This is a genomic window from Actinomadura madurae (assembly GCF_047130825.1).
In the GTDB taxonomy this organism is placed as follows: domain Bacteria; phylum Actinomycetota; class Actinomycetes; order Streptosporangiales; family Streptosporangiaceae; genus Spirillospora; species Spirillospora madurae.
In genome coordinates this window covers 9,949,944-9,962,410 of the sequence record NZ_CP083237.1, presented here as the reverse complement: position 1 = coordinate 9,962,410, position 12,467 = coordinate 9,949,944, and the positions used below count along the sequence as shown (strand labels likewise).

Below are 12,467 nucleotides of genomic sequence, written 5' to 3'. Positions count from 1 at the left end.
ACAGATGGAGTGGTGTCAACATGCGGCGGAACACCGAACGGAGGGCGGCCCTGGTCGACGCCGCCATCGAGGTGCTGGCCAGGGAGGGCGCGCGCGGGCTGACGTTCCGCGCCGTGGACGCCGAGTCGGGCGTGCCGACCGGCACCGCCTCCAACTACTTCGCCAACCGGGACGACCTGTTCACCCAGGCGGGCGGCCGCATCTACGAGCGCCTCACACCGGACGCCGCCACCGTGGCCGGGGTGCGCGAGGGCCCGCGCGACCTGGCCAAGGTCACCGAGATCCTGCGGGAGACCGTCGGCCGGATCGCCGAGTTCCGCACCGGCTACCTCGCGCTGCTGGAACTCCGCCTGGAGGCGACGCGGCGGCCCGCCCTGCGCGCCGTCCTGACCGACCGGGTGCGGGCGGACGTCGAGACCAACATCGCCCAGCACCTGGACTCCGGCCTGCCCGGCGACGCCACCTCGGTCCGCCTGCTCTACCTCGCCCTCAACTGGCTGATCGTCGAGCACCTGACCCTGCCGGGGGTGTTCTCCGACGAGGAGGTCCAGGAACTGGTGGGGCTCGCGGTGGAGCGCGCCGCCCCGCGCGAGGACGGCTAGAAGAGCGGCCGGCCGGGGCCCTTCTTGATCTGGTCGACGAAGAGCCGGGCGAGCGCCCGCTGGCCCGCGACCGTCGGATGGTAGCTGCGCGGCTCCGCCTCCAGCGCCGCCAGGTTCAGCGTCAGGCCGTTCATGTAGGCGTCCTTGCTGCCCACCTCGTGGCCTGCGAACGCGCTGTAGGCGTCCACGAACTCCACGCTGCCGGGGCGCCGCCCGGAGACCTTCCGCGCGTCCGCCTCCGCCACCGACTGCCGGATCAGCCGGTCCAGGTCGTAGGTGCGCGCGTTCAGCCAGCGCTGGTCCGACACCGTGATGTTGTCCCCGTCCGCGCCGCTGACCTCGGAGAACGCCTTCGGGTACCCCATCACGACCACCCGCGCCCGGGGCGCCCGCTCGGTGATCTTCGCGATCAGGTCGGGCAGGCTCCGGCGGAGCTCGGCCATCCGCCCGGCGATCTCCTCGCCCTGCGCGGTGCAGCCCTTGCTCCACGGCAGCCGCACCACGCAGCCCGCCAGCACCCTGGAGAACCCGACGTCGTTGCCGCCGATGCTGATCGTCACCAGGCTCGTGTCGGCGCCGATGCGGCCGATCTGCGGGGGCTCACCGCCCCGCCCCTTCAGCACGTCGCCGGTCTTGGCGCCGGAGCACGCCCAGAACGCGCTGCCCTTCGCGAAGCGAAACGCCTTCGAGACCTCGTGGTAGTACGCCTTGGACGTCCGGTGGCAGCGGTCGAGCGGGTTCTGGTCGGCCACCGTCGCCTCCGCGCCGACGCCCGCCGAGTAGGAGTCGCCGAGCGCGACGTAGGAGCCGCGCGTCGCCACCTCCAGCGGAGTCGGCGCCCTCGTGGTCGCCACCGGGTCGGCCCGCGCCTCCGGCGCCGGCGTCCGGCACCCGCTCCCGAAGACCTCGCACCGCGCCGCCGGCAGCAGGACCAGCGGGACGACGGCCAGGGCCAGCAGCACCACCAGCAGGGCGAGCGCGGCCTCCCGCTCGCCGAGACGGCCCCGCACCCACGCGACCGGGCTGATCATCGTTCTCCTTCGCGTCCCAAGGTCCAGACGTCCGTGAGCCGCCCCGGGTTCCCGCCTTTACATTGTAGATCTACTCCAGTGGCGCCCACATGACGAGGCGCGGGCCGAGTTCGTGCAGGCCGGCCTCGATCTCGGCCTCCCAGTGGGCCCTGAGACCCGGCCCCCAGCGCTCCGGGGGCAGCTCGGCGAACCCGTGCCGGGCGTACCAGGGGCCGTTCCACGCGACGTCCCGGAACGTCAGCAGGCTGACCCCGGGCGACCCCGCGGCGGCGGCCCGCGCCTTCACCTCGTCCAGCAGCCGGACGCCGATCCCCCGCCCCACCAGGTCGGCGCGCACCGAGATCTGCTCCAGGTGGACGGCCCCGTCGACCTCCTCGACGGCCGCGAACCCGACCGGCGGATCGCCCGCCACCACGATCTCGGCGCCCTTGGCGATCATGTGCTCGACCACGGGCGGGCCGGGCGGGAAGACGATCCCGATCTCGTGGAACATGGGGTCGCCCGAGTTCTCGATCGCCCCCAGCCCCGGCAGATCCCCGGGCCCGGCCAAACGCACCGTGTAGTCCATTCCGCGATCGTAGGGCCGCGCCGGTCAGGCGTAGAAGCGCATATGCCACTCCAGCGGGGGCTCGCCGTAGGCGTCGCCCGGCGGGTTGGGGCCGAACTCGACCTCGCTGCCGTGGGCGAGCTCGATGATGGCGGCGCCGGCCTCGACCGTGTCGCGCCAGTGCTCGGGGACGGCCCGCGCGCCGTACCGCGCCCCGAGCAGGTGGCCGCAGAGGGCGCCGGTCGAGTCGCTGTCGCCGGAGTGGTTGACGGCGAGCAGCAGCCCGCGCGGGACGATCTCCAGCGGGTACCCTCCCCCCGCCTCCGCGGCGAGCGCGGCGTGGACGGCGATGGCGAGCACCTCGGGGCCGGTGAAGCCGCGTCCCAGGCTCTCCACCCGCTCGGGGGAGGGCCGGCCGCTCCCCGCGAGCTCGACGGCCCGGTCGAGCGCGGCGGCCGTCTCCTCGTGGCCCGGGTGCTTGCGCAGCTCCCCCATCGCCTGCCGCACGGCGTCGGCGAGCGCGGCGCCGTGAACGAGCGCCGACACCGCCACGGCGAGCGCCCCGGCCGGGAGGCGGCCTGACGGGTGGCCGTGGGTGAGGGCCGCCGTGCCCTGGCCGCGCGCGAAGACGGCCTCGGGATCCGGGTGGCCGAATCCGGCCGGTGCCGCGCGGACCGTCCCCGCGCAGCCCTTCGAGTCGTTGACGGGCTCGTCCACCGTGCCGAGCGGCCATCCCGGCTTGCCGCGCTCCCCCGCCGCGAGGAGCGCGGCCCGGGTGGTGCGGCTGACGCCCCGGCGGGCCATGACGGCCGGGGCGTGCAGCGCCGGCCCGGTGGCGTGCAGGTCACCCGCCGGGAACCGCTCGCCCTGGACCCTCATCCACGAGAGGTAGTTGGACTGCACCAGGCCGAAGTACGCGCCGCCGATCCCCCTGGAGCGGGCCCGGATGGACGCCTGGAGGCCCGCCTGCGCGGTGAGCAGGCAGAGCTGCGTGGCCTCCCCGATCTCGGGCCGCCCCGTGTACCCGGTCACGCCGCCGGGCCCGTACGCCTCCCGGATCGCCTCCAGCGACATGCCCTCCACGGGCCGGCCCAGCGCCTCGCCGACCGCCCCGCCGAACAGGCACCCGCGCATCCGATCACCCATCGTCTCCGCCATAACCGAACACGGTAACGACACCGCCCGCACCGCGGCCGCCTCCGCCATCGACGCCGGCCCTTCGATGATCACGATCTCCGTGGCGCGGTGGACCTCGTGCGGTAGCGGGGTGGGGTTTCCGTCTGGGTGGGGAGTTGGATCACCCGTGGGAGGGAGGTCTCGGTCTTGCGGGTGGTCGTTCACTTGCTCTGAACGATCCCCGAGGACGAGAAGGGCCTGATCAATGGCAGGGAACGCTGTGTCGCTCGTCCGGCGCGTGCACGGAAGGACCGTCGACGGTGCGCCGCGGTGGGCGGTGTGGGCCGCCTACGGCGCCAGCCTGGTCGTGCTGCCGTCCTGCATTTGGCGGATCGCGCTGGGCTTCGGCGCGCCGATCGGCCCGCTCATGCCGAGCGACGGCGACACGCACGGCGACGTGCCCGGCTGGGTGCCGATGTGGTCGTACACGATCCTGCTGAGCATCGTCAGCGAGTTCCTCGCCTTCCTGGCGGTGGGACTGGTGAGCCGGTGGGGCGAGGTGTTCCCGTCCTGGATGCCCCTCGTCGGCGGCCGCCGGGTGCCGACCACGGCGGCCGTCCTGCCCGCGGGCATCGGCGCGCTGCTCCTGATCCTCCTCACCTCCTCGCGCGTGCCCGGGTTCGACACCTTCACCGCGCCGGACGGGAGCACGGTGTACATAGAAGGGTGGCGGCTCGGCCTGTTCATCGTGTCCTACGGGCCGCTCCTGGCGTGGGGCCCGCTGCTCGCCGTCGCCACCGCCGCCTTCTACCTCCGGCGGAGGAGGGCGCGGTCGTGACCGGGACAGGACGCCGCGCCCGCCGGAAAAGCGGATGCGGTGCCGGGCGGACCGCGGTGATGCTGGGGCATGGCCTGGACGCTGACCAGTGATCTCGAAGAGTTCCGCGCGCGGGCGGGCGGCTTCCTGCGGGCCGACCCCGTCCGCAACACCGTCGCGCTCACCGTGATCGAGGCGATGCGGAAGCAGGGACCCGGCCTCTACGAGGGCGCGCTGTTCGGATGGTGGCCGCGGGACGGGCGGGTCGCGGCCGCCGTCCTGTGGGCCGGCGCGAACCCGCCGATGCTGAGCGCGATGCCGGACGGCGCCGCGCGGGACCTCGCGGACGCGCTCGCCGCGCGGGGCGCGACCGTGCGGGGGGCCAACGGGACGCCCCGCGCCGCCGAGGCGTTCGCGGGGGCGTGGACCGCCCGGACGGGGGCGGCGTCACGGGTGGTGATGCGGCAGCGCCTCTACCGGCTGGGGAAGCTGGAGGCGCCCGACCCGGCACCGGACGGCGCCGCGCGCGTCGCGGGGGACGCCGACCGCGGCCTGGTGCTGGACTGGTTCGCGGCGTTCCACCGGGACGTCGGCGAGCACGGCGAGGTGAACACGGCGATGGTCGACGGGCGGCTCCGCGCGGGCGGCGTCCTGCTGTGGGAGGCCGGCGGCCGGCCGGTGGCGATGGCCGGGCGGACCCCCGCCGTCGGCGGGATGGCGCGGGTGGCGCCCGTGTACACGCCGGCCGGGCACCGCCGCCGCGGCTACGGCGCCGCGGTCACCGCGGCGGCGACCCGGGACGCGCAGGACGCCGGCGCCGCCGACGTCGTGCTGTTCACCGACCTCGGGAACCCGACGAGCAACGGCGTCTACCGGCGGCTCGGCTACCGGCCGGTGGAGGACCGGGTGGTGCTGGCGTTCACCTGACGCCGGCCTCCTTCATGTCGCGCAGCTCCCGCTTGAGCTCCTTGATCTCGTCGCGGAGGCGGGCCGCCAGCTCGAACTGCAGGTCGGTGGCGGCCTGGTGCATCTGGTCGGTCATCTGCTCGATCAGGGCCTCCAGCTCCTCGCGGGGCCGCTCTCCGACGAGGTCGGCGGCGTGCCGGCCGACCTCCTTGGTGCGGGACGCGAGGCCCGGGACGGGGGCCTTGCCGCGGGACTGCTGGCGCCCGGCGCCGCCGATGAGGGTCTCGGTGTCGGCGTCCTCGCGGGCCAGGGAGTCGAGGATGTCGGCGATGCGCTTGCGGAGGGCCTGCGGCTCGATGCCGTGCTCCTCGTTGTAGGCACGCTGCTTGGCGCGGCGCCGGTTCGTCTCGTCGATCGCCCGTTCCATGGACGGCGTGACCGTGTCGGCGTACATGTGGACCTGGCCGGACACGTTCCGGGCCGCGCGGCCGATCGTCTGGATGAGGGACGTCTCGGAGCGCAGGAAGCCCTCCTTGTCGGCGTCCAGGATCGCGACGAGGGACACCTCGGGCAGGTCGAGGCCCTCGCGCAGCAGGTTGATGCCGACGAGGACGTCGAACTCGCCGGCGCGCAGCTCGCGGAGCAGCTCGATGCGGCGCAGCGTGTCGACCTCGCTGTGCAGGTAGCGGACCTGGATGCCGAGTTCCAGCAGGTAGTCGGTGAGGTCCTCGGCCATCTTCTTGGTGAGCGTGGTGACGAGGACGCGCTCGTCGCGCTCGGTGCGCTCGCGGATCTCGTGGATCAGGTCGTCGATCTGGCCCTTGGTGGGCTTGACGACGATCTCGGGGTCGATGAGGCCGGTGGGGCGGATGACCTGCTCGACGACGTCGCCCTGGACGCGGTTCATCTCGTACGGGCCGGGCGTCGCCGACAGGTAGACGGTCTGGCCGATCCGGTCGAGGAACTCCTCCCACTTGAGCGGCCGGTTGTCCATGGCGGACGGCAGCCGGAACCCGTGCTCGACCAGCATCCGCTTGCGGGACGCGTCGCCCTCGTACATGGCGCCGATCTGCGGGACGGTCTGGTGGGACTCGTCGATGACGAGGAGGAAGTCCTCCGGGAAGTAGTCGAGGAGGGTGTTGGGGGCGCTGCCGGGGCCGCGGCCGTCGATGTGCCGGGAGTAGTTCTCGATGCCGGAGCAGGTGCCGACCTGGCGCATCATCTCGATGTCGTAGGCGGTGCGCATGCGCAGCCGCTGCGCCTCCAGCATCTTGCCCTGCCGCTCCATGACGGCGAGGGTCTCCTCCAGCTCGGCCTCGATGTCGCGGATGGCCCGCTCCATCCGCTCGGGCCCGGCGACGTAGTGGGAGGCGGGGAAGACGTACAGCTCGTCGTCCTCGGTGATCAGCTCGCCGGTGAGCGGGTGCAGGGTGGCGAGCTTCTCGATCTCGTCGCCGAACATCTCGATGCGGACGGCGAGCTCCTCGTACTGCGGGATGATCTCGATGGTGTCGCCGCGGACCCGGAACGTGCCGCGGGTGAAGGCGAGGTCGTTGCGGGTGTACTGCATGCCGACGAGCTGGCGGAGCAGGTCGTCGCGGTCGATCTCCTGGCCGACGTGCAGGCGGACCATCCGGTCGACGTACTCCTGCGGCGTGCCGAGGCCGTAGATGCAGGACACCGACGCGACGACGACGGTGTCGCGGCGGGTGAGCAGCGAGTTGGTCGCCGAGTGCCGCAGCCGGTCGACCTCGTCGTTGATCGAGGAGTCCTTCTCGATGTAGGTGTCGGTCTGCGGGATGTACGCCTCGGGCTGGTAGTAGTCGTAGTACGAGACGAAGTACTCGACGGCGTTGTTCGGCAGCATCTCGCGCAGCTCGTTGGCGAACTGGGCGGCGAGGGTCTTGTTCGGCTGCATGACGAGGACGGGCCGCTGCAGCTTCTCCACCAGCCAGGCGATCGTGGCGGTCTTGCCGGTGCCGGTGGCGCCGAGCAGCACGGCGTCCTTCTCGCCGCCCTGGACGCGGGCGGTGAGCTCGGCGATCGCCTGCGGCTGGTCGCCCGACGGCGTCATCTCGGTGACGACCTCGAACGGCGCCACCCGGCGCCGCAGATCCGTGATCGGGCGCATCGGCATCTCCCTGGTCCGGCGTACTCCCTGCTCCCCCACTGTATGCAGCGGGTGGGACATTCCCGTCCCGTGCGGCTCAGGCACGGCTCAGGACGCCGGGAGCGGGATCCTGGCGCGGACGGCGTAGCCGCCCTCCCGCGGCCCGGCGTCGAAGCTGCCGCCGAGGGCGGTGACCCGCTCGCGCAGCCCGACCAGGCCGTTCCCGCCGCTCGGCAGCCGGTGCTCGGGCCGGGCCGTGGACGGCTCGTTGGCGATCTCCACCTCGATCGCCTCGGGCAGCAGGCCGAGGTCGACGCGGGTGTCGGCGGCCCCGGCGTGCTTGTGCACGTTGGTGAGTGCCTCTTGGACGAGGCGGTAGACCGTCCGCCCGACGGCGACGGGCATCGGGCGCTCGTCGCCGCGGATCACCAGGTCGACGCGGAGCCCGGCGGCGCCGGACTGGTCGACCAGCTCGCGGACGTGGGCGAGGGTCACGGCCTCCTGCGGGAGGGCGTTCTCCCCCTGCCTGAGCACGCCGATGACGTGGCGCAGCTCCTCCAGCGCCTGGCGCCCCATGTCGCCGATGACGGAGGCCGTCTCGGCGGCGCGGGCGGGGTCGCGGACGGCGATCGCCTTGAGCGCGCCCGCGTGGACGACCATGACGCTGATCCGGTTGGCGACGACGTCGTGCATCTCCCGGGCGATGCGGGTGCGCTCCTCGCCCCGCGCGCGCTCCGAGCAGGTGCTGTTCCCGTTCGAGCCGTGCCGTGCGCTCCTGAAGCGATGCGATCAGCTGCTTCCGCGCGCCCATGTAGAGGCCGAGCAGGACGGGGACGGCCACGAACGCGATGCCGAAGATGGACTGCGCGAGGAAGCTCTCCGTGTTCGACGTCGGGGAGGGGAAGGCCAGCCCGGCGACGTAGGCGGCGACCGCGAGCACCACCACCGTCCGGCGGGACGTGGTGTAGGCGGCGAGCGAGTACATGATGACCAAGGCCGCGAAGACCCCCGCGCCGGTGACGGTGCCGAACACCACCATGAACACGGTGAGGCCCACGGGGTGGAGGCGCCGCACCACCAGGGCCAGCCCTAGGACGACGCTGCAGGCCGACACGACCGGTGGCGGGAGCCAGAACATCTGGTCCGCGAACCACAGGAAGACGCTGTCGAAGATGGCGAGGGTGAGGGCCAGCGCGATGTCGAAGGCGCGCGAACGCCGCGTGGGCCATGCCCCCGCCACCCAGCCCCGCACGTGCATGGCGACGAGCCTATAGCGACCGGAGGGGCGGATTGTCGCACATGTGAGCGAACCCCTTACCTGCAGGGCTTTTCCGGCCCATGACCCCTCGTTACGATGAACGACGCGCCGATTTGGGACGGGGTAGCCACCGACAATGACCCGATTCACCGACTGGTTCGGGAAGAACGCCGACGCGGTGATCGCGCTCGTGCTGGCCGTGATCGTCGCGATCCTCGGGCTCGGGGTGAACCTGCCGAACGAGGACGAGATCACCAACAGCGGGATCCTCGCCGTGATCGGCCTGCTGGCGACGTCGGTGCTGCGCGACCGCGGGCGGCGGATCCCGGTCGAGGCGGAGGTCCGCGACACGCTGCGCGCGTCCTCGGCCACGCTCGACGACCTGAGCGGCAAGCTCGCCCACATCGAGACGTTCGAGGGCGTCCTGTCCGACACCAAGCGCGCGCTGGACGAGACGGCGGTCGTGCGGGTCATCAGCGGGGCCCAGGTGGCGCAGGTGCTGGCGGAGGCCCGCCGCGACACCGACCGCTGGTTCTTCAAGGGCGGGACGGGGACCTACATCCGCGCGCGGACGCTGCCCGAGTGCGTGAGCGCGGCCCGGCGGGAGCGGCGGACCCTGCTGTTCCGCCTGGAGATCCTCGACCCGACGAACGTGGAGGTGTGCGAGGCGTACGCGCGGCACCGCCGGTCGGTGTCGGACGGCCCGGACGCGACCGGCGAGCCGTGGACGCTGGAGCGCACGCGCAAGGAGGCGTACGCCACGCTCCTCGCCGCGTGCTGGCACAAGCAGCGGTTCGCGATGCTCGACATCGACATCGGCCTGGCGCAGACCATGACGACGCTCCGCTACGACCTGGCGTCCTCCCGCGTGGTGGTCACCCGCGACGACCCGCGCGGCGAGGCGCTGGTCGTCGACAGCAGCAAGTTCTACTACAGCTGGGTGAGCGCGGAGCTCCAGACCAGCCTGGACCAGGCGCGCCGGGTCCCGGTCGAGCAGGCCCGGCTGGCGCCGCTGGACGACGAGCCCACGGTCGAGGAGGCCCGCAAGCTCTTCGAGGTGATCGGGATCGACCTCGCGCCGTCCTACACCGACCGCGACGTCATCGAGATCATCCGCAAGGCGCTGCGCGCCAAGGACCCGTACGAGTGATGACCGGATGAGGCCGCCGCCGTGAGGTACGAGGAGATCCGGGAGCAGATCCGCGCCGGGACCGCGGCGCGGACGCTGCCCGCGTGGGCGGAGGGCGTCCTCGGCGAGATCCTGGACGGTGCCGCGGCGGAGGGCTCGCCCGCCCCGGCCGTGCGGCACCCGCTCGGCTTCCTGTGCCTCCCCGTGGAGCGCAGCGGCGACCTCGGCGTGTGCCTGCACATCTGGACGCCGGAGGTGCGGCCCGCCCCGTCCACCACGTCGCCGGTGCACTGCCACAGCTGGGACCTTGTCAGTTTCGTCCTTTACGGGACGGTACGTAATGTGCGGATGGACATCGACGACGCCTCCGGCGGTGCCGAGCAGCAGATCTTCGAGGTCGTCAGCCGGGACGGCGTCGACGAGCTGACGGCGACCGGACGCGCCGTCCGCTGCTCGCCGGGCCCGTCCAGCACGCACCGGACGGGCGAGTCCTACACATTGCCCGCGGGTGTGTTCCACAGCACGCTCATCGAGGACGGCAGGGACGCGGCCACGATCGCCCTCGGCCGCCAGTCCCCGGGCGGCGGCGACCTGTCGCTCGGCCCGCTGGACGTTCCCACGCACCAGGTGCGCCGTTCACGTTCCGACCATGGCGACACCGTGCGCGCCCTGCGGCGCTCGGCGCGCAGGATCGCCGCGGCCCACTGCTCGGCGGGCCGGTAGGCCGCCGCGACCGACTGGAGAGGCCGATGAGACCCACGACCCCGGCGGAGGCCCTTCCGGTCGATCTCTCGGAGGCCCGCCGCGTGGCGGTGGAGGCGGCCGAGGCGGCGGGCGCCCTGCTCGCCGCGGGCGTGGGCGGGCCGCTCGGGGTGCGCGCGAAGGGCACCGGCGGCGACGTCGTGACGGAGCTGGACACGGCCGCCGAGGACCTGATCCTGGGGCTGCTGCGGGCGGCGTACCCGCGGCACCGCATCATCGCCGAGGAGTCCGGCGTCCTCGACGGCGCGCCCGGCGAGGACATGGTGTGGCTCGTCGATCCGCTGGACGGCACCAACAACGTCGCGATCGGCATGCCCGTCTACGCGGTGGGGCTGGCGTTGTGCTGGCGCGCCGAGCCCGTCCTCGGCGTCGTCCATGACCCGGTCTCGGGGCGGACGTGGTCGGCGGTGCGCGGCTGGGGCGCGCGCGGGCCGGCCGGGAAGCCGCTCACGCTGCCCGCCCGCCCGCGCCCGGGACGTGCGAAGAACCCGGTCCTGGCCTGGACGCAGGGCCACGCGGTCGGGCCGGACGACCGGACCGCCTTCGCCCTGCGCTCCTCCCTGGAGCGCCGGTGCGCGCGAATGCTGCAGCTGTGGGCGCCGCTGGTGGGGTGGGCGATGCTGGCGCGCGGCGACATCGACGGGATCGTCGGCTACCTGCCGGAGATCGTGGACCTGCCCGCCGGGGCCCTGCTGGCGGCCGAGGCGGGCGCCGAGCTGCGCCGGCTGGACGGGAGCCCGTACCGGCTGGAGATCGACCGTCCGGCGTCCGAGCTCGGTTTCGTCGCGGCGCGCCCCGAACTGCTCGACCGCCTTCTGGAGACGGCCGCGGAGGCCGGGCGGCACGACGGCCGCCCCCGCGTCGCGGGCCGGCCCGGCCTCACGGGGTGAACCGGAGGCTCACCGGGTGAGCCAGAGGGCCCCGACCGAGGCGGCGCAGCCCGTCACGGCGAGGACCGTGCCCGCGAGCACGAACTTCCTGATCGGCACGCGGACGTCCCAGCGCCGGCACCACTCGAACCACAGCAGCGTGGCCAGCGACCCCCACGGGGTGATGACCGGCCCCACGTTCGTCCCGGTGAGCAGGGAGAGCAGCTGGTCCTTGTTCGCCGGCGGCACGGCCGACTCCCCCGCCACGTAGGCGGGGAGGTTGTTGAGGACGTTCGACAGCCCCGCCCCGGCGAACGCGGCCCGGAACGCCCCGGCCAGGCCGCCGTCCTCGCCGACCAGGCCGCGCATCACGTCGTCCAGCCCGAACCGCTCCAGGGCGGGCACGACGAGGAACAGCCCGGTGACGAACACCATCAGCTGCCAGGGGATGAGCGACGGGCGGAGGGCCGACCGGTCGCGCAGGGCGAAGGCGGCCACGGCCACGGCGGCGGCGACGGTCGCGGCGATGCCGAGCTGTATCCCGGTGTGGACGCCGCCGAGGATCGCCCCGATGAACAGCAGGCACGCCGCCCCGGTGGCGGAGAACAGGACCCGGTCGCCGATGGGCGCCGGGGCGGGCGGCTCGTAGGCGTCCTCGCCGCGCATGCGCCTCCGCCAGTAGAACCACCACAGCAGGACCATCGTGACGGCCAGGACCGCGAGCTGCGGCGCCCACATGCGGGCGGCGAACGCGCGGGTCTGCAGCGCCACCCGGTCGGCGGCGAGCAGGTTGGTCAGGTTGGACACCGGCAGCAGCAGGCTCGCGGTGTTGGCGAGCCACACCGTCGTCATGGCCAGCGGAAGCGTCGCGATCCGCGCGCGCGCCGCCAGCGCCAGCATGACCGGGGTCAGCAGGACGGCGGTCGTGTCGAGGTTGAGGAAGATCGTGGTGAGCGAGGCGAACGCCACGCACAGCAGGAAGAGCGCCGCGTAGTTGCCGCGCCCGGCCCGGGCCATCCGCTGCGCGATCGCGTCGAAGACCCCGGCCTCCTTGGTCAGCTCCGCCAGGATGATGACGCTGAACAGGAAGAGCAGCAGCGGCGCGATCCGCTCCACGCTGGCGCGGGCCGTGGCGGGTGGCAGGAGGCCGGTGGCCACGAACACGACGCCGACGGCGAGCACGCCGATGCGGATCCAGTCGAGGATCCCGAGCGAGCCGGCGGCGCGGCGCAGGGTCTCGGACCGAGGGGACTGCACGCGCGCCATGATCCCATAGGCGCCGCGGCGCGCTGCCGTCCGCGGCCCGGCCGCGCGATACTG

At 73.4% G+C, this 12,467-nt stretch carries 12 protein-coding genes; 6 read left to right on the top strand and 6 right to left on the bottom strand.

Annotated features, from left to right (window positions below; translation table 11 throughout):
- Window positions 1-20 precede the first annotated feature (20 nt).
- Window positions 21-602, top strand: a complete 582-nt coding sequence (locus K8Z49_RS46665) for a TetR/AcrR family transcriptional regulator (RefSeq protein ID WP_412517094.1) — start codon at window positions 21-23, stop codon at window positions 600-602.
- Here the strand turns inward: K8Z49_RS46665 and K8Z49_RS46660 are convergent.
- From K8Z49_RS46660 to K8Z49_RS46650, 3 genes are all read right to left on the bottom strand, one after another.
- Complete coding sequence (locus K8Z49_RS46660) at window positions 599-1,633, bottom strand: SGNH/GDSL hydrolase family protein (RefSeq protein ID WP_412517093.1); 1,035 nt, start codon at window positions 1,631-1,633, stop codon at window positions 599-601. The genes K8Z49_RS46665 and K8Z49_RS46660 overlap by 4 nt on opposite strands.
- Before the next feature lie 70 nt (window positions 1,634-1,703).
- Window positions 1,704-2,201 carry a GNAT family N-acetyltransferase gene (locus K8Z49_RS46655; protein ID WP_021599617.1) on the bottom strand — a complete coding sequence of 166 codons (498 nt, stop codon included), beginning with the start codon at window positions 2,199-2,201 and terminating at the stop codon, window positions 1,704-1,706.
- Window positions 2,202-2,225: 24 nt separating this feature from the next.
- Window positions 2,226-3,338, bottom strand: coding sequence for an ADP-ribosylglycohydrolase family protein (locus K8Z49_RS46650; RefSeq protein WP_412517092.1), 1,113 nt, complete (start codon window positions 3,336-3,338; stop codon window positions 2,226-2,228).
- A gap of 223 nt (window positions 3,339-3,561) precedes the next feature.
- Between K8Z49_RS46650 and K8Z49_RS46645 the strand changes: the two genes are divergently transcribed.
- Together K8Z49_RS46645 and K8Z49_RS46640 are read left to right on the top strand one after the other, a co-directional pair.
- Entirely contained in the window at window positions 3,562-4,134 is a 573-nt protein-coding gene (locus tag K8Z49_RS46645) for a hypothetical protein (protein WP_052357968.1), read from the top strand.
- A 69-nt stretch (window positions 4,135-4,203) separates the two neighbouring features.
- On the top strand, window positions 4,204-5,040 hold the full coding sequence (locus K8Z49_RS46640; protein WP_111833121.1) for a GNAT family N-acetyltransferase: 837 nt from the start codon (window positions 4,204-4,206) through the stop codon (window positions 5,038-5,040).
- Here the strand turns inward: K8Z49_RS46640 and uvrB are convergent.
- Entirely contained in the window at window positions 5,033-7,150 is a 2,118-nt protein-coding gene (uvrB, locus tag K8Z49_RS46635; protein ID WP_021598744.1) for an excinuclease ABC subunit UvrB, read from the bottom strand. The genes K8Z49_RS46640 and uvrB overlap by 8 nt on opposite strands.
- 87 nt (window positions 7,151-7,237) lie before the next feature.
- A complete protein-coding gene (locus tag K8Z49_RS46630) occupies window positions 7,238-7,822 on the bottom strand; it encodes a sensor histidine kinase (protein WP_412517091.1) in 585 nt (194 codons plus the stop codon).
- Between the two features lie 701 nt (window positions 7,823-8,523).
- Here K8Z49_RS46630 and K8Z49_RS46625 point away from each other — a divergent pair.
- The 3 genes from K8Z49_RS46625 to K8Z49_RS46615 are packed head-to-tail and all read left to right on the top strand — an operon-like array spanning window position 8,524 to window position 11,168.
- Entirely contained in the window at window positions 8,524-9,537 is a 1,014-nt protein-coding gene (locus tag K8Z49_RS46625; RefSeq protein WP_021598742.1) for a hypothetical protein, read from the top strand.
- A 21-nt stretch (window positions 9,538-9,558) separates the two neighbouring features.
- A complete protein-coding gene (locus K8Z49_RS46620; RefSeq protein WP_075019933.1) occupies window positions 9,559-10,239 on the top strand; it encodes a hypothetical protein in 681 nt (226 codons plus the stop codon).
- A 26-nt stretch (window positions 10,240-10,265) separates the two neighbouring features.
- Window positions 10,266-11,168, top strand: a complete 903-nt coding sequence (locus K8Z49_RS46615) for an inositol monophosphatase family protein (protein ID WP_075019932.1) — start codon at window positions 10,266-10,268, stop codon at window positions 11,166-11,168.
- 9 nt (window positions 11,169-11,177) lie between these two features.
- On the opposite strand, the gene K8Z49_RS46610 is transcribed toward K8Z49_RS46615, so the two are convergent.
- Window positions 11,178-12,404, bottom strand: coding sequence for an SLC13 family permease (locus tag K8Z49_RS46610; protein ID WP_244938867.1), 1,227 nt, complete (start codon window positions 12,402-12,404; stop codon window positions 11,178-11,180).
- Between the last annotated feature and the right edge of the window lie 63 nt (window positions 12,405-12,467).